Origin of the sequence: Marinobacter sp. M-5, from assembly GCF_032911545.1 — a bacterium.
Taxonomy (GTDB): domain Bacteria; phylum Pseudomonadota; class Gammaproteobacteria; order Pseudomonadales; family Oleiphilaceae; genus Marinobacter; species Marinobacter goseongensis.
The window spans coordinates 344,849-370,976 of sequence record NZ_JAWJEK010000002.1; the positions used below are offsets into that span (position 1 = coordinate 344,849).

The following is a 26,128-nucleotide window of genomic DNA, read 5'->3' on the forward strand; positions in this document are numbered from 1 at the left end:
ATGAAACTGAACATCCGCCATGACACGACCTACACCTACGATGCGCCCATGCACAACGGCATTCAGTACCTGCGCCTGACACCCCGCAACACACCGCAGCAGAAAATACTGGAATGGCATCTCACCACCCCCGGCGAAACCAGCCAGATGACCGACGGTTTCGGTAACCTGGTGACGGTGATGACCATGGACAAAGCGGTCTCCGAGATCACCCTCACCGCCGAAGGCATAGTGGACCTGACCGGCAAACCGCTGACCAGGGACGATTCCCCGTTTCCGCCGGCGGTCTTCCTGCGCCACACCCCGCTAACCGAGGCAGACAAAGCCATCAAGGCGTTCGCCAGCCAGTTCTCACCGAACAAGCGCAGCCTGGTGAGGATGATGAACCGCATTCTGGAGCACATCGAGTTCATGCCCGGTGCCACCAAGGTCACCCACACTGCAGCCGAGGCCTTCAAACAGAAAGCCGGCGTGTGCCAGGACCATACCCACATCTTCATTTCCTGCTGCCGCCACATCGGGGTGCCCGTGCGCTACGTCAGTGGCTACATCCACACGTTCAGCGAAGACCACCTCTCCACCCACGCCTGGGCTGAGGCCTGGCTGGGTCACAACTGGCACACCTTTGATGTGGTCAATCTGCTCAATGTGGCAGAGAGTCACATCAAACTGGCGACGGGACTGGATTATCGCGACGCCGCACCGGTGCGCGGCATCCGCAGTGGCGGCGGCATGGAAAACCTGCACACTCGCGCCTGGGTGACCCTGGCCGGTGATGGCCAGTAACAAAAAGCTTTGAAAACACACACGCCAAATCATGTTTTCCTCGCAGAAAGGATTACACTGGGCGGATTCCGACGACCCGAGGGCAGCCCCCATGACTTACTGCGTGGCGATGCGCCTGGCCGATGGCCTGGTGTTCGCATCCGATTCCCGCACCAACGCGGGCTTTGACCAGATTTCCACCTTCCGTAAAATGCATGTGTTCGAGCAGCCGGGCGAGCGGGAACTGGTCATCCTGTCTGCTGGCAATCTGGCCACCAGCCAGAGTGTGATCAGCCTGCTGGAGAAGCGCGCGGGTTCCGAAGAACCCAATGTGTTTTCCACCACGTCGATGTTTGAAACGGCCGAGATTGTAGGCAAAACCATTCGCGAAGTGGTCCACCGTGACAACCCTGATGGCAGGATCAATCACGTGGATTTCAGCTGCTCGCTGATTCTCGGCGGCCAGATAAGCGGTGAAGAGTCCAGACTGTTCAACATCTACCCCGAAGGCAACTTCATTGAAGCCACGGTAGAAACGCCGTATTTCCAGATTGGCGAATCCAAGTACGGTAAACCGATACTGGACCGGGTGGTGAGCTACCAATCCTCTCTCGACCGGGCCTATCAGTGTGCATTGATCTCCTTCGACTCAACCATGAAAAGCAATTTGTCGGTGGGGATGCCCATTGATGTGGCGATCTACCGCAACGACGAGCTTAAGCCCTGCTTTACAGACCGGGTCGGTGAATACGATGACTACTTTCATCAGCTCCGCCAGCAATGGCACCAGGGCATTCAGGCGTTGATTGAAGGCCTTCAGCCGCCCCGGGTAAGGTGAGGCGCACGGCTTGGTGGGCGTTGCCGGCGGCCCTCAGCCGCCGTAGCCCGTCAGTTCCATGTAACCCACACCACCGTGGGAACCGGTGACCGACACCGGGCTCTCCCAATAGGGGAAAAGCCCATTGTTCCAATAGTCACCTGCGGGTGCTTCGATAAGCAGATCCACCTCATGCGGTGGAATGCGCAACCGCCACTGCGCCGGCACTCTGCCATGTTGCGATGTCTGCCAACCGGCCGGTTCCAGCAACAGGTCACCAGCGCCCAGCGATTCCACGTCGCCGTTGGCGTTGATCCAGCTACCGGATACAAACGCGCCTTCGTCCTCGCGCAGGCGAAACGCCATAAGCTTGTAGCCACCGTCCAGATGCAGTGCAAACCAGTCCCAACCCTGCTGGCCGGCTTTCAGAAACTGACTGCTCCACTCCCGATCAAACCAGCCGAGCCCGGACACCCGGTGAACCTCTCCGTTTAGTGTTACCTCACCGGCAATCGCCAGATTCACCAGGCTGAAATACATCGAGCCCTCGCCACTGGCGGATTTGGCGCTGAACCCATGGTCGCCATGGGCAACCGGCTCTCGCTGCACTGTTAACCGCAGATCGTAAGACCACCCCTCACCATTGACCTGCAAGCGCCATTGCCCTTCTTCCAGGGCCTGCAAGTGCCAGTCATCCAGCCACACGTTGAACGGCTCGGCCGTGGCGCCGGCCTGCCCGATATCACCCCGGGCCAGCTTTTCCGCGAACCCGTGCTGTTCCCGGAAAGACACGGCGGCGTGGGCCATCCAGCCCGCCTCCATGGGCCAACGGTTGGCGGCGGGCGCCGGTGCATCGGCGTCGCGGGCCACCAGAGCCTGGCGAAACTGAGTCCATTGCAGTCCCAGCGGTTCACCCTGATCAGTGGTGAGGTTAGCGGTCAGATACCACCATTCAATGCGATGGCGTGGGTGAGGGCCGAAGTCTTCCGGAAAACGTAGCCGGTCCCCGGGTGCAGGCTGGGCAAACTCGCCCGCATCCGCCTGCTCACCCAGCCCGGCAAAACCGGAAGACGGCGGAGACTCCGAACACGCTGACAACGCCAGACAAAGCACCAGTGCAGCCCGCCGCAGCGAACCCGGGAATCCCATCATCGCTCACCCCCACCTGCCACATTGGCCATGGCCGGCACCGCAGCCACACCACGCAGCTGCCGGCGCATCAATGTGGCAATGGCCAGGCCAATGGCGAGGCACAGCACCAGCATTTCCAACCAGAATCCCGGATATACCGCCATGGGTAGCGACCAGCCGAAGGCCAGGGGATTGATCCGGCCCACCAACACCCAGGTCAGCCACACGCCCAGCGGTAACGCCACCAGAGCCACGGTGCCGGTGAGCACCAGCGCCAGCCACCGCAGCTGCGCTGCCACCTCCCGCCGTGACAGGCCCCACACCGACAACAGGCGGTAGTACCAGGCCCGCGACGAAAAGAAGACCCACCCCATCATCAACAACGACGTACCGGCCAGCACCAGGGTCAGCACGGTAATGGCACGGGTCAGCAGGAACGTCTGATCAAACACCCCGGACGCCAGAGCCTGGATGCTGCGATTGTCCCGCACCGTGAGCTTCCCGGCGTTCCAGACCTCCGTCAGGCCCTGCTTGATCTCCGTCATGGTCACGTCTCCCGGGTTCATTGACAGGCTCTCGAACTGCGGCCGGAACGCCTGCGGCAGACGCTGCCCGGCCGCCAGGATCTCGCCGGCGGGCCGACCGTAATCCGCATAGACGCCCAGTATCGTGAATTCCCGGGCCTGCCCCCCCACCGTGAGGCCAAGGGAATCACCGGGTTTGAGGCCCTCCCGCCGCGCCAGCTGCTCGTTCACCATCACCCCCTCACCGGCCGCCAGCTTGCTCCAGGCATCGGCCACCGACGCCTGCAACGTCCAGCCAGTGACCAGGGGCCCGATGGGGGCAATGGCAAACAGATCCACCTCCACCGGCGCGCCGGACCCGGCCGCCGCGCTTAACCGGGCAGTGCCACGCTGCACCAGATGCCAGTCGCCCAGCTCCGTGCGACTTTCCAGGTAACGGACACCGTCTGCGGCCCGGGCCTCGTCCGGCACTTCCACATAGAACTCCGCCTCCAGCCGTTGCGCCAGCCAGGCCTCGAACGTGTCTTCGAAGGTGGTCACCAGGGCCTGCACCGCCAGCACCATGGCCACGGCAAACTGCAGCGCCACCACCGGCAGCGCCAGGCGGCGAAACAACACGGCCAGTTCCCGACGCTGCCACAGCACCAGCCCCTCGGCCCGATCCGACCACCACTGGGCGCTAGCCGACAACAGGCGGGGCGTTAATACGCCCACGGCCACAAACACCAGGGCGATGCCGGTGAACAGCCAGGTCAGGCCAGGGGTAACGCCGACCATCACCACCCCGAGAAACAGCATCGCAAGCCAGAGCGACGGCCCGGCAGCGGACACACCGGGCAGCTTTGCCCATAGCCTTTGGTCAGTAAAGCAGGCCACCAGTACCATGGTGACCATCACCACCGCGGGCAACGCGAAGCCGCCACCCTCCACCGCATACAGCGGCGTGTCAAACAGGCCTTCCAGGGCCTGACCAAAGCCGCCGCCCAGCACCGCCGCCAGCCATCGCCCGAGCCAGATTCCCGGCAGCACGCAGAGCGCCGCCAACACCACCATCTCCATCAGCAACAGGCGCTGGACCCGGCCGGGGGGTACCCCGAAACGCGCCAGCAGGGCAAAACTCTCCCGGCGCTGCACCCGGCCCATCTGGTACACACTGCGCACCAGCAGAGCGGTAATCAACAAGACCAGCACCCCTAGTGCATCCAGATTGAGCAGGAAACTCTCGCCCAGCTCTCCGGTTGCCGGGCCCAGGGAAAAGTCTTTCAACTCATAGCCGGGGGGCAGCTCAGCCGGCAGCACCGTGACCGGCACCAGCAGCGACAGCGTGCCAGGGTTGTCCTGATCCACCAGCGCTGCCGCGTCGCCGATATCGAGGAAAGGTTCGCCGATCAGGGCGTCGCCACCAGCCTGGCCGGGCACCTGGTCCCCGAAACAGCCACCGGCAAACGGATCCACGCCGATGACCCGCCCGGCCGGGGCCGGCCGCCGCACTTCCAGCCAGGGCATCACACACAGGCCCTGGCGCCGCAGCACGGCAAAGTCCCGCACCGACACCGCCTGGCCGTCAACCCGCACCAGCTGTTGCTGCCCCGCCACCGCCCGTTCGCTCTGGGCCAGACTGGCCCGCGCGCGCTCGGTCAGGTTGCTGACGCCGGTCCACAAGGTGGTCGCCAGCACAATCATCAGCGCCAACGCCAGCAGTTGCAGCGGATGCCGACGGTAATGGCTGAACAGCGCGACAAACAATGTCATGACGGGCTCGGAGCGGCACTGGAAGCGGTGAGCACGGGCTGGTCGTGCCCGAGATCCAGCCGGTACTGGCAGCGCGCGGCCAGCGCCGGATCGTGGGTGGCGAGAATCAACCCACAACCGGTACTTTGCTGCAGGCTGAACAGGCTGTCTGCCACTGCATCGGCGGTATGGTGATCCAGGCTGCCGGTGGGTTCGTCCGCCAGTATCAGCCCGGGGTTCATGGCAAACACCATGGCCAGGGCGGCACGCTGGCGCTGGCCGCCGGACACCTGATCCGGGTAGCGATCTGCCAGTTCACCAATGCCCAGCTGAGCAAGCCAGTGTGCAGAGCTGGCTTGCGTTTGCCCCGCCAGCCTTGCGCGGAAACGCACGTTGTCCCCCAGAGACAACGCCGGCATCAGGTTGGCATCCTGAAACACCACGCCAATGTCACGGCGTCTCAGCCGCGCCCACCGTTCGGAAGCCGCCTTCGGCGACCGGCCACCGGCCGCCGGGAAAGTCTCACCGAACGCCTGCACCTCCCCCTGATCCGGTGTTTCCAGACCACAGAGCAGGTTCAGCAAGGTACTTTTGCCCGAGCCCGAGCGACCGGTCAGCGCCAGCGAGCCACCGTCCGGCAGTGAGAAGGACAGCTCCGACAACACGGTGACCGTATCGCCGGCACCGGCAAAACGCTTGCTCAGGTGGGTCACCCGGATCACGGGTTCTGTCATGGCTTCAGCCTCTTTAAGCGATGGGTTCGGCAGCTTCCCCGCGATCACGCGCGCGCCATTCGCGGAACTGCTCAAGATACGACAACAGCGCCGGAATCACTGCCAGCACCAGCAGCGTAGACAGACCCAGCCCAAATGCGATGGAGGTGGCCATGGGGATCAGGAACTGCGCCTGCAGGGAGGTTTCGAACAGCAAGGGTAACAACCCGCCAATGGTGGTGAGCGAGGTCAGCAGGACCGCGCGCACCCGCTGAACTGCGGCTTCGTTCAGGGCATCGTTGATGCCCAGCCCCTTCTTGCGAGCATCGCCGTAGAACGCCACCAGGATGATGGCGTTATTGACCACAATGCCCGACAGACCGAACAGCCCGAACAACGACAGGATGGTCAGCTGCAACCCCATGATCCAGTGGCCAAGCAGCGCACCCACCAGGGCAAACGGAATGATCGCCATCACAATCAATGGCAGGCTCCAGGAGGCAAACACCCAGGCCAGCACCACGTACATGAGCCCGAGACCAATCATCAGACCGGTTTTCATGTCCGCCATGGTTTCCCGCTGATCCGCGGAGCGACCTTCAAAACTGTATTGCAGGTTGTATTTCCGCACCAGCTCGGGAAGCACGTTGTCCGCCAGGTTGCCGAGCACCTGATCCGCCGTGCTGATGCGGGTGTTGAGGGACGCAGTGACCTCCACCGCCAGCTCGCCGTCGGCATGGCGCAGGGCCTCGAAGCCCTGGCGGTGGTCCAGGTTCATCACCTGGGTCAGGGGCACAAAGCGGCCATCCGGCACCCGCACCGTCATGCGCGCCAGCGACGCCATACTCTCCCGCTGGGCCCGGGGCAGTTGCACCCGCACCTCCACTTCGTCGCGGCCATCCTGGTAGATCTGCGCAATGCGACCGTCGTACGCCGCCCGTAACTGCTGGCCCAGATCCGTGGTGGTCAGCCCCAGCGCCTCGCCATAGGCGCTGACCTGATACACCAGTTGTTCCCGGCCCCAGGGCATGTCGTCTTGCACATCCAGCACTCCGGGCAGACTGCGCACCGACTCCGCCAGGGATTCCGACGCCAGTTTGAGGTCGAGGGCACTTTCACCGGTGAGCCGCACATTGATGTCACGACCGGGCGGCCCGGACTGACGCTCGGAGATGTTCAGGGAGTCCAGCCCGGCCGGCAGATTCAGGCGCTCACGCCACTCGGTAATAAAGGTGGGGTTGCGCACATTCCGCCGGTCCGAGGGCACCAGCTCAACCATCATGGACCCCAGCTCGTCACCAGCGCGTGACGAGCCCTCCGCGCCCTGGGTGCTGCCATGGGTGGTGACTGCATGCAGGATCAGATCACCGCCCAGGGCCTCCTCGGTGTCATTGAGCGTGCGCTGCATATCGGCCAGAAACCTGTCCACGGTTTTCCGGTTGGTGCCCGCCACAAAGCTGGCATTGGCGTACAGCACCGACGGCTCCGGCGTAGGGAAAAAGTTGAACCCGAGCCGCCCGCCCGCCAGCAAACCCACCGTGACCAGTGCCAACGCCAGCGCAGCCGCCAGCGTCGCGCCACGATTGGCGAGGGTAAAACGGGAGAACGCACGGAAACGGCCGTCCCGGAAGTGATCGAAACGTTGCTCGAACCGATTGCGAAACCGGGTGACCGGGCCCGGCTGCGGCGGCTCCACGTCTTTCTGGCGGCCGCGTTTTTTGCGGCGGGGAACGAAGGCGTGCCGCAGGTGGGCCGGCAGCACGATGAAACATTCCAGCAGCGAAGCGATCAGCACACAGATCATCACCAGCGGGATATCACCAAGAATGTTACCGATGACACCGCCGACCACCAGCAACGGCATGAAGGCGGCCACGGTGGTGAGCGATGACGCCAGAACCGGCCACACCATGCGCTTCGCTGCGCCTTCGGAGGCATAAAGGGCTTCCTCCCCCATGCGGGCATGGGCGTCGGCGTCTTCACCAACCACAATCGCGTCGTCCACGATCACCCCCAGCGCCATGATCAGGGCAAACAGGGAAATCATGTTGATGGAGCCACCGATCAGCCACAGCACCGCCAGCGCAGCGAGGAAGGCCGTGGGGATACCGATCGCCACCCAGACCGCCACCCGGCCCGGGAGGAAAAGGTACAGCAGGCAAACCACCAGCACCAGGCCGCCCAGACCGTTCTTCACCAGCAGCGAGATACGATCATCCAGCAGTTGCCAGGTTTCGTCATAGACCTCCATTGTCACCGTGGGCGGCAACAAGGGTCGGGTGTCTTCCAGCCAGGTCTTGAGAACCTCTGCGGCCGCCAGGGAGTTACCGTTCTCCGCTCTCTGCAACTGCAGTTCAACCGCTGGCCGGCCGTCCCGGTCCAGAGTGAGCTGACTTTCCCGGGCTTCCTGCCGGATGATGGCAATGTCGCCGAGGGTCAACTGAATGCGTTCGCCGCTGAGCACGGAAACCGTTTCAAAGGCCTGCGGGCTGCGGCGCTGTTCCACCGCCCGCAACTCCCGGGTGGCATCCTGCTGACCCATCATCCCGGCCGGCAGATCCCGCGATATGGCCCCCACCCGCTCGGCAATCTGGTCGAGGGACAGACCCAGGGTTTCCAGGCGCTCAATGGGCACATCGATACTGATCTGCTGCTCGGGCAAGCCGCGGATAGACACGCGGTCAATGCCCCGCTGCAGCAGTTCGTCTTCGAAGCGGTAGGCCAGTTGCCGCAATTCACGGCGGTCCACCTCGCCGGACACCAGCAACCTGGCCACGGGTTCGTAGCGCTCCAGCCGGGTGACCTGAGGCTCCTCGGCCTCGGCGGGCAGATTGGTGAATTCATCCACCTGCTGACGGACGTCGTCCAGCGCCTGAATCGGGTTGCTGTCTTCCTCGAATTCCAGGGTGATGGACGACACGCTCTGGGCCGAGGTGGAGGTCATTCGCTTCAACCCATCAACACTGCGCAGGCGCTGCTCAAGGGGATTGGTGATGCCCTGCTCCACGTCTTCAGCGGAAGCGCCACTCCACACCACGCGAACGCTGACCACGTCGAGAGCGAAGGTGGGAAAAAACTGAATATTCATGCGCGTCAGCGCCAGCACGCCGCCCAGCAGCATCACCAGCATCACCAGGTTGGCCGCCACCCGGTGATGCACAAAGAAACCGATCACACCCTTTTTCCGCCTCATTCCCCGGAGGCTCCGGTGTTCGCCACATCCACCTTCAGGCCGGTGATGGCATTGGGCAGATGGGTGGTGATGAGGCGAGCGCCCGCAACCAGTGCGTTTCCGGATACCAGCAAGCGGCGCTCACCGTTGTCGCCCCGGGCCTCGCCGATTCGCTCCACGGTGGCGCGTTCCATGCGACCGTCTGTGGTCAGCAAATACACACTGTCAGCGCCGTAGAGCGCACTGAACGGAATACTCACGCTGTTGTTCCGCGGGGCTCGTTCCAGGGTGACCGGCATCAGTGCGCCCGGGCGCAGACCGTCAGGCTCACCCTCAAGCTCGAGAATGGCCTCGGTGCCGGAGGCATCGCTGGTGCCGGCGAAACGGGCCAGACGGAAGCGGTGCTGACCATCGGCACTGGTGGCCATTAACGACTCACCCGCGGCCAGGGCGCGCTGCAACTCCGCCAGGAACACGTCGGGCACCCGCGCCCGCAGCTCCAGGCCGTCAATTGGGTACAGTGACAGCAACGGCTCATTGCGGCTGACCTGATCCCCCCGCGCCACCTCGACTCCAGTCACGATACCGTCGAAGGGTGCCACCATTCGCGCTCGAGCCGCATCCCGCCGGGTGCTTTCCAGGTTGGCCACGGCCTGGGCCTGTTTCGCCTGCAGGCTCTGCAACCGCGCGGGGCGTTCCTCAACCGCCCGTTGCCGGGTGTTGACCGTCAGCTCCGCGCGGGCGGCGGCGTCGGTGGACGCTTCCAGAGCCTCCCGGGAGGCCAGATTGCGATCGACCAGAGCGCGGGTGCGCTCCAATTGCCGGCGGGCGTTGTCAACAATGGCCTGCTCACTGGCGAGTGCCGCCCGATCGGTGCGATAGCGCACCTGCTCCGAGCGGATCTGCGCCTCCAGATCGGCCACCTGCGCCTCAGCCTGGGCCAGTGCCGGACCAATATCTGCGTCGTCCAGCGCCACCAGCAAATCGCCCGCGCTCACCTGCTGGCCCTCGGCGACCGGCCGTTCGCCGATGCGCCCTGCCAGAGTTGCGGTCACCGTCAGCTGCTCCGGCGCAAGCACCTCACCATAGAGCGCCAACACCGGAGTGTGGATCCCGGGCTCGACAGCCTGGACATCCACGCGCCAACTGCGTTCCGTGGCAGTGACCTCGACGGGCTCGGGACGTGTCATTTTCAACAACAGAAAGCCGGCGATGCCGACGGCAATGATCAGAAAGGGGATGAGTCGTTTGGACATGACATACTGGCCGGCTAAGGTGATTAATGCCGCTTGGGCGGTTCAACTCACGCTACTATACAATCAGAATACAATCAGAACGTGTCATTGGATCGGCAGGATCTCATCTTTGTGGCTTGAGCACAGCGATATCTGCCGCCGCACAAACGGAGAGCGATACCCTTGGCGTTGACCGAACAACTCCATCTGCTGAATGCGACCCTGATCAACGCACTCATCGTGGTTGTGGTGGTGGTCATTCATAACGAAGCCCTGCTGCGCCTCAGCGGTTTTTTGGCGAGAATGCGCCAGAGTCACCATTTCCGTCTTATCACCGGCGTGCTGGGCATTCTTGCGACCCATACGCTCCAGGTCTGGATCTTCGGCCTGGCCTTCTACGTGATGCACCACGCCGAGGGGTGGGGCGAACTGGCCGGTAACTTCAGCGGCAGCCTGCTGGACTGCGTTTACTTCTCCTTCACCACGTTCACCACCCTGGGCTACGGCGACATCGAAGCCATGGGCATCCTGCGTTTTCTCACCGGCATCGAAGCCCTAACCGGCCTGGTGCTGATCACCTGGAGCGCCTCGTTCCTGTTCGTCGAAATGCAGCGCTATTGGCCAACCCGTTAACACCCGTTGTTGCGCCAGAGTGTAGTACAGCCGACGCATTCCTGAGTATCAAAAAAAACCCCGGGTGGCATGGATCCACCCGGGGCTAACGTTACCCGCTGTCTGTCGAAAACGGGAAACCGCCATCCGAAGACTCACAACCTGACTCTCAATAACGCACGCAACATGCAGCCCGGTTACCTCTACATACGAACTGTGGCCAAACCGGATCAATTCCCGGTCGTCCGTGAGGAAATGCCGGGCCCACCAAACTACGCACAACTCACTACAAACATCTTATTGACATTTTTCTGGAACCTTTTCTAAGCGCCGTTCGTTTTGGTTCAGAGGCGGCCACCGCCTCGAACGACAATAACAAGCGGAAAGGTACCAAGATGGTCAGTTTCAACAAGAAATCGCTCCTGGCGGTTGTTGCAGGTAGTACCGTGCTAGCGGGTTGCCTTGACAGTGGCGGCCAGACCGGAAAGAACGCCAACCCGATCTTCGAGATCGATAACCCCAGATTCAGTCAGGATGGCACCAAACCCATCTTCCGTCCTCTGGACACCGAGTTCCCGCTTCCCAGCGATCCGCTGTTTTTCCTGAACCCGGAAAACGACGGCACCATGCTCAACGGCACCGACCCCACCAATCCGGTCACCACCGGGCTGGGCTTCGTTGACGGCAACTCCGTGCTGGCGCCTTTCGACATCAAGATCAGCGACAGTCTGGATCCGAATCAGACCCTGGACGCCCGCAATTTTGTTGAGGTGGACGGTGACGTTGTCCCCAACCCGGACCAGAACGTGTTCGTGCTGGAGATCGAACACCCCACGGGTGACGCTGTCTTCCAGCAACCGCGGGAAGTCGGTGGCGTGGTCGCCGCTGAACAGTACCGCCACGCCAAGCGCCTGGAAGCGCAAGGCGATACCGCAGCCGCTGAGGCCATTTATCAGGAATTGCTGGAACGGCGTTTCCGCATTGAAATCATTACTGTGGACGCCAACGGTCCGGCCGGAGCCGCCGGTGGTGCCGAAAACAACGCCATCCGCATTCTTCCGGTTCAACCGCTGAAACCGAAAACCAAATACGCGGTGGTACTGAGCAACGACATCCTGGACAAGAACGGCGACCCGCTGGTTCAGGAAATCCGCTTCCAGACCGCGTCCGACCCCGACTTTGTACTCAGCAACCCGGCGCTTCAGCCCTTCCGCGACTCCATGTTGCCGGCGCGGGCACTGGGCTCTGACTTCTTCGACTTCAAACGCCAGGTACGCAGCGACAGCGGGCTTAGCGTGGACGCTATACCCACATTTGACGACGTGACCTTTGCGATCAGCTTCACCACCACGGCGGTGGAGGATATTCTGCTGGCCAACGCGGCACCCGCCAGCTGGTTCCGCAATCATCTGCTCATCGACCGCAAACAGGCGGTATTGAACGCAATGGTGGCAGGGGACTTCAACCTGTCCGGTCAGCCACTGAGCGGGGCGTCTGCAGAGGACCAGCAAATCAACTCGCGCATATTTGATCTGCTGACCGATGACACCTATCGCCTGTTCGACGCCGAGCTCGCTGATACTCTTGTCGCGGCGAACGGAAACAGCGTGCGTGTGCTGTACAGCGATCTGGTGGCTTCTGAGGATGACGACCGCCGGTTGGCGTTCATCCTTCAGGCAACCGCCACCCAGGCCGTGGAAGACTCAGTGAATGTTTCGGCCCGGGCGGCCGAGCTGGCGGCCGACGCCGCCGAGATTCTGGACATTCCTGCGGCTTACGATCCGGCATCCGGCGAGCCATCACCGGTGCGTTTCTTCAGCCAGAAACTGGGGCGTGAGATCAATCCGTCGCTGGGCCAACAGGCCAATCTGATCGTGATCGATGACATCGACCTTCAGGTCTACGAAGGTGAAATCACGCTGCCTTACTATCAGCAATTGCCCAACGGCACTGATGGCAGCCCGCTTCAGACTGGCTCATGGCAGCCGGCGGACTTCAGTGCAAATACCGACCTGCCGCAAGCGCAGTCCAACAGGGTGAGCTACAGATTCCCGTTTATCCAGAAGCGAGCAGACACCAAGATTCCCATTATCGTTGGCACGCCCGACACCAACCCCCTCTTTGGTGGCCCGCCTGCAGAAGGCTATCCGGTGATTATCTACCAGCACGCCGCTACCCAGGACCGCTCGGCGATTCTGCCGATGGCCACAGCCGCGGCACTTCTCTGCCTGGCAGACAGCGGTGGCGCACCGAGTAACAGCGACAACTGTTTCATCACCGTCGGCATCGATCTACCGCTGAACGGTGTGTTCGGCGAAGCCGCCACCAGCGCCCGGGACGAGAACGACCCGGCAACAACGCCCGGCATGGTCGAAATCTCCCAGCAGCCCGGTGCGTCTGCCGACGCCACCGAAAGGCACTTCGGTTTCACCGCCAACGATGCCATGCAGGCGGTGGCCAGGGATCAGGTGGCCAATCCGGAGTCGGGCAGTCTGTTCCTCAACTTCACCAACTTTGCCAACACCCGCGACAATATGCGTCAGGGTGCGCTGGATCTGCTGAACATCAACGCGCTGTTGCCGGCTATTGAAGCGGCCATCAATCAATGCGCGGCGGACGGCCCCTGCGCCGACGGCACCAGCATGAACACCGACCGGGTGTACTTCATCAGCCACTCGCTGAGCGGGATGGGTGGTGTGCCCTATCCGGTGATCAACAATCTGGCGGCGCAGGACAATCCCGACCTTAACCCGATTCTGGGGTCGATCCTGTTCAATACCGGGGGCCAGTTCTCGCGCATCGCGGAAAACTCCCGAGAAACCATCGCCCCGGTGTTGCTGCCCGCTCTTGATGCGGCGTCTGACGGCCTTCTGGCTCAAGGCAGAACGGAACTGAACATCTATTTCAATGTGTTCCAGGCCCTGCTGGATTCCACCGACCCGGTCGCCTTTGCGCCGTTGTTCCAGGAGAGCGGCAATGAGGCGACCTTGTTGACGTCCATCGTCGGTCTTGAAGGCGATGCCGATCGCCCGTCTGATCCGACGATCCCCAACGCCGCAGACGACCAGCTGTACGATCAGGGTCCCCTCGAACTGGTGACCTCAACAGGCTTCCAGATCGACAGTCGTCCTGCGCCGCTGGCCGGCACCGATCCCATGGCTCGCTTCATGGGCGCGGTCAGCATCGACAACGAGGACGGCAGCGATGATGGCACCCGCCCGATCATCACCCGCTACCTTGAAGGCTCACACGGCAACCCGATTTCTGCCGGCCAGAAGGGCTCTGACCCATTCAGCTCCAGCGCGGTGTTTGACGAAATGACGACGCAACTGGTGGCTCTGTTCCGCAGCCGCGTGGACGCCGACACCCCGTTTACCGTGGACGTGACCAACGACTGCGTGGTGCAGGGCGTGGGCAACGCGCCGGGCGATGCAGAGTGTGACGGTGCCACCGACGGCGGCGCCGAGCCGGCTGACGGTGACGGATCCGACGGCGGAGACGGTGGCGATGGCGGCGGCCTGCTTGACGGTCTCTTCGGCGGTCTGATCTGACGGCAACGTTAAAACGTCGCCCCCGGGCCCCGCAACAAAGTGCGTGCGGGGCCCCAAGAATAAAAGAACTGGAGCAGTAGAAATGACAACAAGAAATTCTTCCCGCTTTACCCGAACCCGACTGTCGCTGGCTACGGCGGCGCTGTCATCCATGGTGTCGACCTCCGCCATGGCCTTTAGTTTTGATCTCTACGGCATCGACGCCTCTTTCAGCACCACCCTGACGGCAGGCATCGGCGTGCGTGTTGAAGATCAGGACCCGGATCTGATCACCCAGGGCAACCTCGGTACCGAATTCGCCTACAGCAATACCGGCGCATCCTCCAACAATTTTGACGATGGCAACCTCAACTTCGAGAAGGGTGACCCCTACTCGCAGATCCTGCGGGGGCGGTCCGAACTTTTCCTGGACTATAGCCCGGACAGCGATTATCTCACCCGGATCGGCGCGCTGATCCGTGGCAGCTACTTCTACGATTTCGAGCTCAAAGACAACGAGCGCGCAGTAGATCCCGTCGGGCAACGCCGCGAACTCAATCCGGAGGCCAAAGATAACGCCGCCGGCGCGGATCTGCTGGACGCTTACATCTTTACCGACTGGTACGCCGGCAACACCCCGATTTCGGTACGCTACGGCCGCCAGGTACTGAGCTGGGGTGAGAGCACCTTTATCCTCGGCGGTATCAACACCATCAACCCGATCGATGTGCCAGCGTTCCGCACACCCGGCGCCGAGTTAAAAGACGTTCTGCTGCCGGTCAATATGCTGTACACCTCCGTCGGCATCACCCCAGAAATCAACGTTGAGGCCTTCGTCCAGACCGAATGGGAACCGTTCAGGGTGGATGACTGCGGTACCTATTTCTCGTCTGCGGATGTCGCGGCGGACGGCTGTGGCCCAGTGCTTCTGGCGGGGCAGGTGCCCGATGCCCAGGCCTTTGAAGAAGGCTTTGTGGCGCCCCGGCGGGGCGACGTGGAGCCTGGTGACAGAGACCAGTTCGGCGCCGCCGTGCGCTGGTTTGTCCCGGCTCTCGATTCCGAGCTGGGCTTCTACTACGTCCGCTACCATAGCCGCCTGCCCTACATCAGCGGCGTGGTCAACAACCCGGAGAGCCCGACAGCAAACCAGATCAACGATCCCAACGAGCCGTTCACCCGCTTTCCCAGCTACTTTATCGACTACCCGAAGGGGATCGATCTGTACGGCATCAGCATCAACACTACACTGCCCACCGGTACCTCGCTGGGCGCCGAGTACAGCTTCCGCCCCAACATGCCGATTCAGTGGAACACCTTTGAGCTGATTTACGGTGGCCTGCAACAACGCGGCCCGGACGGTCAGGTGGTGAGCAAGCTGGAGCAGCAGGTTCGGGAAAACGATCCCGACTTCAATTACGCCGGCAAGGCCGTTGACGGTTACGACCGGTATAACGTATCCCAGGCCCAGGCGACATTGATCCACTTTGTCGACCGGGTGCTGGGTGCCAGCCGACTGATAGCCATTGCCGAGATTGGCGCCACCTATGTGCACGATCTGCCGGATAAAAGCGAAGCCCGCTATGGACGGTCGGGCCTCTTTGGTGTTGGCCCAGTCCCGCTGGACGGCCCGTCCTTCAGCGGCGACCTGTGCAGCCAGGGCCCCGGTGACGAAACCACCCGGCTGAACATCAACCCCACCAACTGTGGCTCTGACGGCTTCACCACGTCGTTCTCCTGGGGCTACCGGACCCTGTTCGCCCTGGATTACTCCAATGCCATCGCCGGCATCAACCTGCTGCCGAAGCTGTTCTTCACCCACGATGTCGAGGGCTATGCCCCGGATCCGGGCGGCAACTTCAAGGAAGGCAACAAGTCGGTGAGTCTGGGTCTTGACGCCAACTATCAGAACACCTACTCCGCTTCCATCAGCTACACCTCCTATTTTGGCGGTGATTACAACGAAATCTCGGACCGGGACTTTGTTGCGGCGAGCGTTTCCTACTCATTCTGATACACGAACCACAATCACAAAGGAGTCACTTGTGAATAATTACCGTAAACACCTCATTGGCAGTGCCATTGCCATGTACCTGTTCAGCTCAGGGGCAGCCCTTGCGGCTGTCTCCGCTGAGGAAGCGGCAAAACTCGGCAAAGAGCTCACCCCCATCGGCGCCGAAAAGGCCGGTAACGGTGACGAAATTCCGGAATGGACCGGCGGGCTGACTTCGCCACCGGTAAACCAGCCCGAAGAGGGCATTTACCCGGATCCGTTCCCCAACGACGAGATGCTGTTCAAGATTGATCAGAGCAATGTCGATGAATACAAGGACCGGCTCTCGCCGGGCCAGATCGCCACAATCGAAGCCTATGACAGCTTCTTCATTCCGGTCTACCAGACCCGACGCACAGCCGCCTACCCGGACAGGCTGATGGACAAGGCCGCTGAGAACGCGACCACGGTTTCGCTGACTGCCGATGGCAACGGCCTCAGGAACTACCAGACCGGCGTGCCTTTCCCGATTCCGAAGAAAGGGGTTGAGGTCATTTTCAACCATATCACCCGTTATCGGGGCGGCTCCATCATCCGCAACGTTGCACAGGTGACCCCCCAGGCCAACGGCGATTTCAGCCCGGTCAAATTCACCGAGCATCTGGCCGACCGTGTGGCATTGGCGGATTATGAACCGGGTCAGGACGACAACGTGTTGTTCTACTTCAAACAGGTGATCACCGCGCCGTCACGGCTGGCCGGTAACGTGCTGCTGGTGCACGAAACCCTGGACCAGGTTGAGGAGGCCCGCCGGGCGTGGCTGTACAATTCCGGCCAGCGCCGGGTTCGCCGCGCTCCCCAGGTCGCCTATGACGGCCCCGGCACTGCGGCCGATGGCCAGCGCACCACCGATAACTTCGACCTCTACAACGGCGCACCGGACCGCTACGACTGGGAGCTGGTGGGCAAGAAGGAGATGTACATTCCCTACAACTCCTACCGCCTGACCGACCGCAGCCTGACCTATGACGACATCGTGCAACCGGGCCACCTCAATCCGGAGCTGCTGCGCTATGAACTTCATCGGGTGTGGCACGTTCGCGCCAAGCTGAAGGACGGCGAGCGCCATATCTATGGCCAGCGTGACTTCTATGTGGATGAAGATTCCTGGCAGATTGCGGTGATCGATCACTACGACGGCCGCGGTGAGCTGTGGCGCGTGGCGGAAGCGCACATGCTTCAGGGTTACGATATCGGCGTGCCCAGTTACGCCGTGGAAACCCTGTACGACCTGCTGTCTGGCCGTTACCTTGCCCTGGGTCTGACCAACGAGGAAGACGACCCCTACACCTTTGACGTGACCGCCCGCTCCAACGAGTTCACACCGGCGGCGTTGAGACGTGCCGGCGTTCGTTAACACCGATGCCTGAATACCCTGTAAAAGGGGGCTGACGCAAAACCCGCTTTCGAAAGGAAGCGGGTTTTGTTTTTTGACCGTTTGCTCTAGCGGTATCGACTCTGATCCAGTGTGGTGAGGCGATCCGGATGAAACACCATTAGACCGGTCACAAAGGCGCCGTTGGCGAATCCCTCCGGAATCATGAATAGCGGCAGGTAGCGGATGTATTCGTGGACCAGCTCACTGAGGTCGTACACACCGGCACTCCATAACATCATGCACATCACTAACCCGGCGCACGCCACGGCTATGCCGGCGCCGAAGAAGCCACAGAAAAAAATATAGGCGAAAAAATTGCGGAAATTGCGCTGGCGCTCCCACAGCATGATGCCGTGGCTGACCAGAGCCGGCACCATCACCGTGACCAGACCGTTGGCGGCAAACATCAACAGCGGCTCACGCCCGGTGATCACCGTGATCACCAACGCCAACAGGCCCGCAAGAACCGCCAGGCCCCAGCCCAGCATCAGGGTGACCACCGTGATACCGAACACATGGATCGACAGGCCCGGCGACAGCCCGGCCCTCAGCTGCCAGAGAAATCCCAGCACCACGGCCGCCCCGAAGAATGAGTGCTGCAGTGCGTTGTCCTTGCGCAGAGCGTGCCAATCCACCTGGCGGACCGCCACCACCAACACCCCGAAAAACAGCAGTGCGGTGACCATCAGCTGCGCTGTGGACAACAGATTGTCCGTCATGCCCATGAATGCTTTGCCCTCTTCTCCCGGGCACTCAGTGTATCAGCGGGCGCTGGTGAGCGGCATCTCCGCGGGCGTCACCAGTGCGCGCCAGGCTTCGAACGTACTCAGGAACACCTGACCGCCAAGGCGGCTGAGCAACTGGGTGTTTTTCAACCGGTCCATCACCGGCCCCTTGACCTCAGACAGGTGCAAACGCACACCTGCATCCGTCATACGCTCATTGATGGTTTCCAGACTCTCCAGCGCAGACGCATCGATCAGGTTAACGGCAGGGCACACCAGTACCAGGTCTTTCACCTGCGGCTGACGGGTGACCAGATCCATCACGGTCTCCTCCAGAAAGCGGGCATTGGCAAAGTACAGACTCTCGTCGACCCGCAGAAAAGTCACCTGCTGGCTGGTTTCCACCTGATGGCGATTGATATTGCGGAAATGCTCGGTGCCCGGCACCCGCCCGACTACCGCACTGTGGGGCCGGCTGGTGCGATACAGGAACAGCCCGATGGACAGCCCCACGCCAGCTACAATGCCCGCCTCCACACTGTGCAGCAGGGTCAGCACGATAGTCGCCAGCATGGCACCGAAGTCGGGGCGGGAATATCGCCAGGTGCGCCGCAATGCCGGAAAGTCGATCAGTGTGGCTACGGCGACAATGATCGTGGCGGCCAGCGTTGTGGTCGGCAGATAGGCGATGGCCGGTGTCAGCACCAGTGTTGCCAGCGCAATTCCCACCGCGGTGTAGGCCCCCGCGGCCGGCGTTTTCGCGCCGGCATCAAAGTTCACGACCGAGCGGGAGAATCCGCCGGTTACCGGCATGCCACCGGAAAAACCCGCGCCCAGATTGGCGGCGCCAAGGCCGATCAGTTCCTGGTCCGGGTCGAGGCGTTGACGCCGTTTGGCCGCCAGCGTCTGTCCCACCGATACCGACTCCACAAAGCCCACAACGCCGATCAGCAGTGCACCCACCGCCAGTTGTTTCCAGACCACAACGTCCATGGAAGGCAGGGTCAGCTGCGGCAATCCGGAAGGTACCTGGCCCACCAGGCTGAAGCCCAGAGCCCCGAGGCCCAGCCCCCAGGCAAGCAATGTGGTCACCAGAACCGCGAGAATCGGCGCGGTTTTAGTGGCGATGTCGGCCGCCCGGGCACTGGCGCCAGAGCGCACCAGTAATGACTTGAGGTGGGTGCGGGCGAATATCAGGAACAGCAGGGTACCGGTCCCCATCAGCAACGTTGGCCCGTGAGTCTGGCCCAGGTTGCCCGCCAGCGACTCGCCAATCTCCAGCAGATTGTGGCCAGCCCCTTCAATACCCAGCAGATGCCTGATCTGGCTGGCGGCAATCACCAGCCCCGAGGCGGTGATAAAGCCGGAAATCACCGGGTGGCTGAGGAAATTCGCCAAGAAGCCCAGCTTCATCAGCCCCATGGCGGTCAGCATCAGGCCTGACATAACCGCCAGCAGCACCGCGCCCGCCAGATACTCCGGGCTGCCCGGCGCGGCAATCGGTGCCAGCGCCGCCGCCGTCATAAGCGCCACCACCGCCACAGGGCCAACCGACAGCGTGCGGCTGGTGCCGAACACCGCGTAGAGCACCAGCGGCAGAATGCTGGCGTAGAGGCCCACTTGCGCGGGCAACCCGGCCAGTAAGGCGTACGCCAGCGACTGGGGAATCAGCATAACGGTGACGATCACCGCGGCTACCAGGTCGCTGGCCGCCTGTTCTTTACGATACTGCGGCAGCCATTGCAGCAGCGGAAGGTGACGTTTCAGGCTCATGAGGGGCTCAGAACAGGTTGACCGGCACTTTGAGGTACACCTGCCCATTGTCTTCTGCCGGCGGCAGGTGGCCGGCCCGCATGTTGACCTGCACCGACGGCAGAATCAGCCGGGGCATGTCCAGGGTGGCATCCCGTTCGGTACGCATCCGCACGAACTCGTCTTCGGTGACGCCCTCGTGAACGTGCACGTTCTGCCTTCGTTGCTCCGCCACCGTGGTCATGTGCTGATAGGTTTCCCGTTCCGGCGCCTTGTAGTCGTGGCACAGGAAGATCCGGGTTTCCGGCGGCAGAGCCAGCACCTTCCGGATCGAACGGTACAGGGTTCGGGCGTCGCCACCGGGGAAGTCACAGCGGGCGGTGCCGTAATCGGGCATGAACAGGGTGTCACCGACAAACGCGGCGTCACCGATCACGTAGGTCAGGCAAGCCGGCGTGTGGCCGGGGGTGTGCAAAACCTCGACGTTGAGGTTGCCGATCTCCAACCGGTCGCCTTCCCTGAACAGCCGGTCAAACTGGCTGCCATCCCGGGCAAAGTCGGTGCCGGCGTTGAAGGCCTTACCGAATATGGCCTGCACCTCAACGATGTGGGCGCCAATTCCGGTGCGGCCACCCAACCGCTCATGAAGATACGGTGCCGCCGACAGGTGATCCGCGTGCACGTGGGTTTCCAGAATCCACTCCACCGTGAGCCGTTCACGACGAACGTGGTCGACGATGGCATCGGCTGAGCGCACGTCGGTGCGGCCGGCGGCGTAGTCGAAGTCCAGCACCGAATCGATGATGGCACAGGCGTCACTGTCGGGGTCACGGACCACGTAGCTGAAAGTATTGGTCGGTTCGTCGAAAAAATGCTGAACCAGAGGACGGTTCATGGGCTCACCTCGGCGTAAAAACGATATTTAGGATATAAGCATATACCGTTTTTGAATATGAGGTGAAATGATCTTTTCTTATATGCGGATAACTCCTGATGCATCCACGAAGCAATCCCGGCCTGCCTGTTTGGCAATATACAGATGGTGGTCCGCCTTACCGATGACTGGATCGGGCGTGGACGGCACCGACGGCATATCGATTACGCCTGCAATACCGGCACTGACAGTGACGTCAATCGGCAACCCCTCGAACACAAACGGGTGTTTGCGAACCGCCTTCAGTATTCGGCCCACCAGGGTTGTCACCTCATCGGCTTCGTCCAATACAAAGGCCACCACGAACTCTTCCCCGCCAAACCGGGCAACCACGTCGGTGGAACGGGTGGTATGCTCCAGAATCCTCGCAAACTCCGTCAGCACGAAATCCCCGCCAAGGTGCCCGTGGGTGTCATTGATCTGCTTGAAGTGATCAATGTCGAACATGGCGATGGCAAAGGTGTTGTGATGCCGCACTGCGCTGCCCAGCATCTCGTATAGCCGCGGCATCAGATAACGACGGTTATGCAGGCCCGTCAGGGGGTCCCGGATGGACTGATGCAACAGCTCCTGCTCCAGACGATGCCGCTCCAATGAGCCCGATAACAGGCCGGAGACAATGGTCAGCAGATCCGCCTGATCCTCCCGCCACTGGCGCGGACTCAGGGAATCCACCCCGAAAAACCCGGTCACCCGGCCACGGATGGTCACCGGTACACAGAACATGGAATGCACCCCCTGTTCCTCCAGCAGTGCCTTTTCTTCACTGGCCTCCGGCGGCAGTCGGGAAACGTCCGGAATAAACACCACCCGGCTGTTGTGCACCATGGCGTCGATCTGCCGGTGCCACCAGTGGAAGTCCTTAATCGGCACGTTCTGCTGGCTGTCTCTCAACGCCGGCACACCGGATCGTACCCATTCGTGGGTGTTAGTCATGGCCAGATAGTCATCGGAAAATTCGTAGAGGTAGGAGCGATCCACCGCAAAGAACTCGCCGATGGTCTCCAGCAGCTCTTCAATACACTCATCAATGGTGCCGAAGTGCAGGTTGATGAACTCAGTCGACAGCTTCGCGATCAGCTTCTGAAACCCGGCCTGAAACGAGAACTCCGCCTCGCTTTCCCGCAGAGATTCCTCCAGTACCTTGTAATGCTGGATGTTATGGAACTGGCCAAACCACAATGTGCTGCCGTCGGGCTGGCGCTCGGGTTCGGAGTGGGCTTCGAACCACTGGAACTCCCCGGAGGGCAGCCGCAATCTGGCGTGGCACTTCCACGGCACCAGATTCGTCGCGGAATTGAGAATGCTGTTCTGCACCTCTGCCATGTCGTCCGTGTGGATGATCGCAAAAAGCGCACCCGCGTCAGCTTGCAGCTGCGCCGGCTCGATCCCGAAGTGATCCTTCAGTTTATCGCTGACATAAGGGTACCTATGCTCAAGCGCGTCCGCGCTCAGCCAGTAGGTGAAAATGATCCCCGGCACACTGCCCGTCAGCTTGTTGAAAAACGCCGGCGACTGATGCTCCGGGCTGCCTGCGGACTGCTCATCATGCATGAAACAAACGGCTCCATCCGGTACGTACCCGCTATCCGTACTCAAGAAGTGTAGAGCAAGGCGACAAATGCCGCGACCTTGCGCTCTGCCACCGCCGGATTGCCGTCAGTGCACGGCATCCAGCCGGATAAGCTCACCGCAGTAATACTCCAGAGAATGCTCCGCGTGGAACGGAATGGCGCAGGCCTTGTCTGCGTTTTTCCAGTGATCCACGACCTCTCCATGAAGTTTGCCGATCTCCGCCGCCAGCTCCACCGCACTGTAGATCTTGTACGGACAGAACGCGGTACCGATATTCTGCAGTGTCACAAACCCCCGGGTCGGGTGAACCGGCAGCATATTGATCAGTACGTACGTCGGTCGATGTCGGAGCTGTCCGATGATGGCACTCAGGGAATCCTCCACGTATTGCAACGAACCGGAGAACAGCACCCAATCGCATGGCGGCGCCTGTTTCAGGTCATCGCAGAAACTCAGGGTGGCCGCCGTGTGATTGGCCATGGCAAATTTCCGCGCTTCCCGGACCACCGCCGGCACATCGTATATTTGCCATTCAAAGCCTTCCGGGAAGGCGAGGTACCGCGACAGGGCGTAATACAGCACGCCCACATGACCACCGAAATCGAGCAACCGCTGGTCGGGCTGCATCAACTTGTTGAGCCAGAAGGCCACCGGGTAATCGCACGGCGAGATGGCCCGCATGCGGAAACGGTACATCTCCGCCGACGCCGGGGCTTCGTTATCGTATCCGATGGGTTTGCTGGCAGGCGCATCTGCGGTGGCGGTTGCAAAATCCGGGTAGACACCGCGAAACAGGTTGGCGTTGTTCGCGCTGGCAAAACGCTTGGCGTAACGCCGGTCGAGCGCTTCGCTGATCAAAGGCAGCTGCTCGAACTGATGCAATAAGTCCTTTGCGCGTTCATACATGATGATTGCCCTCTGGGAGACAACTCTCTTGAAGCTTAGCAGATCCATTTCGCTATGCAGCGCCACGCAATGCCGGCGCCCCGGGGTGCATTGCGGATTCGAACCGGGATTAGTCTGGCTCTTGGCTTATCAGGCCTTCTGCTATCCGTTCCTGCGACAAAAGTGGTGAGCTCGCACCCCGTGAACTAGCTTGAACTATGTCACATTGCAAACAATAAGCGCTTCAAAGCATGCTTCCAGAGAATAATAATGATGACCAATTCAGCTCAGCAGACTCCTGAAAACCAACCGACCTGGCGCCAGAGGCTGACCGGGGTCCTCGACATGTTTGCCTACCCGTTGCGCACGTCCCACTATGTGGAACTGGTCAACCCGCTCTGGAGTACCCACCAGATGCAGGCACAGGTAGTGGATGTGTGGGACGAAACCAAAGACGCCCGCACCCTCACCCTGCGGCCCGGTGTGAACTGGCGGCTGAACCGGCCAGGCCAGCACGTTCGCATCGGCATTCCCATTGAGGGCCGGCACTACACCCGCACCTACACGATTTCGTCGCCGCCGGAACGTAACGACGACTGCTTTACCATTACGGTGAAAATCATCGAGGGCGGGCGCGTGTCCCGGCACATCGTCCGCAACATCAAAGTGGGCGATTACTTACCCATCGGCCTGCCACAGGGCGACTTCTACCTGCCCGATGCCTCACCGATCCAGCCGCTGTTCATCACCGCCGGCAGTGGCATCACCCCGGCCATGAGCATGCTGAGAAGCCTGGTCGTCCAGCAGCGGCTGCCAGACACGGTGCACATACATTACGCCCCCCACGAATTCGATGTGATCTTCAGCAAGGAACTGCGACAGCTCGCCGCTGACAAGAAGCAGTATCACCTGCACGAAGTACACACCCAGGAATTCGGCGAGCACAAACAGAGCCAGGGCTATTTCAGTGAAGAGCAGCTGGCCACCCTGTGTCCCGACTGGAAAGAGCGGGATTGTTACGCCTGCGGACCGCCAGGGCTACTGGCGGCCCTGGAGAGCCTGTATGAGCAGGCCGGCCTCAGCCGCCGATTGCACATCGAGCGCTTTCTGGCGGATTTTGCCGAGATTCCACAGGACGCGGTGGGCGGCAAGGTCCGCTTTGCCCGGAGCAATATGGCGGTGGACGCCGACAGCGAGACCAACCTGCTGCGAGTTGCCGAAGACGCCGGCATGAATCCGCCCCATGGCTGTCGCATGGGCATCTGCCATACCTGCAACACCCGGTTGCTCTCCGGATGTGTGCGCGACCTGCGCACCGGCGAAGTGCTGAACGAAACCGGGGCCATCGTGCAAACCTGCGTTTGTGCGGCCGCGGGTGACTGCGAACTGGATCTTTAGGAGTACAGACCATGGCTACCCAAAAACCGCTGCCGGTGGATCTCACCGACGAGCAGATCGACGAATTCGGCCGCGAGATGGAGTCGATCTATGACGACATCATGCAAAGCCGGGGCGAGAGTGATCGCCAGTACATTCTCGGCATCATCCGCACCCAGCGCAGCATGGCCCTGATCGGCCGCCTGTTCATGTACGCCGGCCTGTTCTTCCTGCCGGCCTGGCCCCACGCCCTGGCGGGCTGGACCGCCACGCTGCTGATCATGGGGCTGGGCACCTTCATGCTGGGCATCGCCAAGATCCTGGAAAACATGGAGATCGCCCACAACGTGCTGCACGCCCAGTGGGACTGGATGAAGGATCCGGAGATCCAGTCCAACACCTGGGAGTGGGACACCATGAGCCCCTCGGACCGCTGGATGCATTCCCACAACGTGGTGCACCACACCTGGACCAACGTGCTGGAAAAGGATCTGGACGTGGGGTACGGCATCATGCGGGTCACGCCGTTACAGAAATGGCACCCGAAATACCTGCCCCAGCCGGTGTACTTCCTGTTGCTGATGCTGTTCTTCGAGGAAGGTGTGGCGCTGCATGAGCAGGCCCTGGTGGACGTGGTTGAGGGTCGCAAGAAACCGGCGGAACTCAAGCCCCTGGCGCGCCGTATCGGGCGCAAGATCTGGGGACAGGTCCGCAAAGACTACATCATGTGGCCGGGGCTGGCGGCACTGGTGGCGATTCCGATTTCGTTCGTCGTGCCAGCCTCGCCACTGCTGGTGTTCGGGCTGGTCGCCGGGGCGAACTTCGTTGCCAACATCATTCGCAACATCTGGTCCTTCATGATCATTTTCTGCGGCCATTTCCCGGAGGGCGTGTACAACTTCACCCCCGATCAGGTAGAAGGCGAATCCCGCGGCCAGTGGTATCTGCGCCAGCTGCTGGGTTCCGCCAACATCACCGGTGGCAGCCTGTTCCATGTGCTGTCCGGCAACCTGAGCCACCAGATCGAGCACCACCTGTTCCCGGACATGTGCAGCAACCGCTATCCGGAAGCCTCGCAACGGGTGCGTGCGGTGGCGGCCCGCTACGGCCTGCCGTACAACCGGGCGTCGCTGTGGCGCCAGTTCGGCACCACCTGGCTGAAAAATCTGCGGCTGGCCTTCCCCGGCGGCCGACCGCAGCCGGAAGTCGCCCGCGCCTGACC

Annotated in this window: 18 protein-coding genes; 8 read left to right on the forward strand and 10 right to left on the reverse strand. The window is 61.6% G+C overall.

The annotated features are described in order from the left end of the window. Nucleotides 1–786, forward strand: coding sequence for a transglutaminase family protein (locus R0125_RS10955; RefSeq protein WP_248183157.1), 786 nt, complete (start codon nt 1–3; stop codon nt 784–786). Between the two features lie 91 nt (nt 787–877). After that, nucleotides 878–1,603 (forward strand): proteasome-type protease, encoded by a 726-nt coding sequence (locus tag R0125_RS10960; RefSeq protein WP_248183155.1) that lies wholly within the window; start codon nt 878–880, stop codon nt 1,601–1,603. A 33-nt stretch (nt 1,604–1,636) separates the two neighbouring features. Here R0125_RS10960 and R0125_RS10965 read toward each other — a convergent pair whose 3' ends face one another. The 5 genes from R0125_RS10965 to R0125_RS10985 are packed head-to-tail and all read right to left on the reverse strand — an operon-like array spanning nt 1,637 to nt 10,109. Next, the gene (locus R0125_RS10965; RefSeq protein WP_317238193.1) at nt 1,637–2,734 is read right to left on the reverse strand and encodes a lipocalin-like domain-containing protein; all 1,098 of its coding nucleotides are present in this window, start codon (nt 2,732–2,734) and stop codon (nt 1,637–1,639) included. Then, the gene (locus R0125_RS10970; protein WP_317238194.1) at nt 2,731–4,989 is read right to left on the reverse strand and encodes an FtsX-like permease family protein; all 2,259 of its coding nucleotides are present in this window, start codon (nt 4,987–4,989) and stop codon (nt 2,731–2,733) included. The genes R0125_RS10965 and R0125_RS10970 overlap by 4 nt, the downstream gene beginning before the upstream one ends. Beyond that, nucleotides 4,986–5,702 carry an ABC transporter ATP-binding protein gene (locus tag R0125_RS10975; protein WP_317238195.1) on the reverse strand — a complete coding sequence of 239 codons (717 nt, stop codon included), beginning with the start codon at nt 5,700–5,702 and terminating at the stop codon, nt 4,986–4,988. Before R0125_RS10975 ends, R0125_RS10970 begins: the two co-directional genes overlap by 4 nt. Nucleotides 5,703–5,715: 13 nt before the next feature. After that, nucleotides 5,716–8,874, reverse strand: a complete 3,159-nt coding sequence (locus tag R0125_RS10980; protein WP_317238196.1) for an efflux RND transporter permease subunit — start codon at nt 8,872–8,874, stop codon at nt 5,716–5,718. Next, nucleotides 8,871–10,109: an efflux RND transporter periplasmic adaptor subunit gene (locus R0125_RS10985; protein WP_317238197.1), complete on the reverse strand. Its 1,239-nt coding sequence runs from the start codon at nt 10,107–10,109 to the stop codon at nt 8,871–8,873. The genes R0125_RS10980 and R0125_RS10985 overlap by 4 nt, the downstream gene beginning before the upstream one ends. Nucleotides 10,110–10,295: 186 nt before the next feature. Here R0125_RS10985 and R0125_RS10990 point away from each other — a divergent pair, with 186 nt between their 5' ends. From R0125_RS10990 to R0125_RS11005, 4 genes are all read left to right on the forward strand, one after another. Continuing rightward, complete coding sequence (locus R0125_RS10990) at nt 10,296–10,721, forward strand: potassium channel family protein (protein WP_248183385.1); 426 nt, start codon at nt 10,296–10,298, stop codon at nt 10,719–10,721. 374 nt (nt 10,722–11,095) lie between these two features. After that, nucleotides 11,096–14,251 (forward strand): hypothetical protein, encoded by a 3,156-nt coding sequence (locus tag R0125_RS10995; protein ID WP_317238198.1) that lies wholly within the window; start codon nt 11,096–11,098, stop codon nt 14,249–14,251. 82 nt (nt 14,252–14,333) lie between these two features. Beyond that, nucleotides 14,334–16,241: a DUF1302 domain-containing protein gene (locus R0125_RS11000; protein ID WP_317238199.1), complete on the forward strand. Its 1,908-nt coding sequence runs from the start codon at nt 14,334–14,336 to the stop codon at nt 16,239–16,241. 73 nt (nt 16,242–16,314) lie between these two features. After that, the gene (locus R0125_RS11005) at nt 16,315–17,637 is read left to right on the forward strand and encodes a DUF1329 domain-containing protein (RefSeq protein WP_317238482.1); all 1,323 of its coding nucleotides are present in this window, start codon (nt 16,315–16,317) and stop codon (nt 17,635–17,637) included. 86 nt (nt 17,638–17,723) lie between these two features. On the opposite strand, the gene R0125_RS11010 is transcribed toward R0125_RS11005, so the two are convergent. The 5 genes from R0125_RS11010 to R0125_RS11030 form a co-directional block, all read right to left on the reverse strand. Then, nucleotides 17,724–18,383 carry an energy-coupling factor ABC transporter permease gene (locus R0125_RS11010; RefSeq protein WP_317238200.1) on the reverse strand — a complete coding sequence of 220 codons (660 nt, stop codon included), beginning with the start codon at nt 18,381–18,383 and terminating at the stop codon, nt 17,724–17,726. 36 nt (nt 18,384–18,419) lie between these two features. Then, nucleotides 18,420–20,156 (reverse strand): sulfate permease, encoded by a 1,737-nt coding sequence (locus R0125_RS11015; protein WP_317238201.1) that lies wholly within the window; start codon nt 20,154–20,156, stop codon nt 18,420–18,422. Between the two features lie 7 nt (nt 20,157–20,163). Next, nucleotides 20,164–21,030, reverse strand: coding sequence for an MBL fold metallo-hydrolase (locus tag R0125_RS11020; protein ID WP_317238202.1), 867 nt, complete (start codon nt 21,028–21,030; stop codon nt 20,164–20,166). Between the two features lie 78 nt (nt 21,031–21,108). Continuing rightward, a complete protein-coding gene (locus tag R0125_RS11025; protein WP_317238203.1) occupies nt 21,109–22,623 on the reverse strand; it encodes a diguanylate cyclase in 1,515 nt (504 codons plus the stop codon). A 105-nt stretch (nt 22,624–22,728) separates the two neighbouring features. After that, nucleotides 22,729–23,550 carry a methyltransferase, TIGR04325 family gene (locus R0125_RS11030; RefSeq protein ID WP_317238204.1) on the reverse strand — a complete coding sequence of 274 codons (822 nt, stop codon included), beginning with the start codon at nt 23,548–23,550 and terminating at the stop codon, nt 22,729–22,731. Between the two features lie 249 nt (nt 23,551–23,799). Between R0125_RS11030 and R0125_RS11035 the strand changes: the two genes are divergently transcribed. After that, nucleotides 23,800–24,927, forward strand: coding sequence for a ferredoxin reductase (locus tag R0125_RS11035; protein ID WP_317238205.1), 1,128 nt, complete (start codon nt 23,800–23,802; stop codon nt 24,925–24,927). An 11-nt stretch (nt 24,928–24,938) separates the two neighbouring features. Then, entirely contained in the window at nt 24,939–26,126 is a 1,188-nt protein-coding gene (locus R0125_RS11040) for a fatty acid desaturase family protein (RefSeq protein WP_248183108.1), read from the forward strand. Nucleotides 26,127–26,128: the final 2 nt, after the last annotated feature.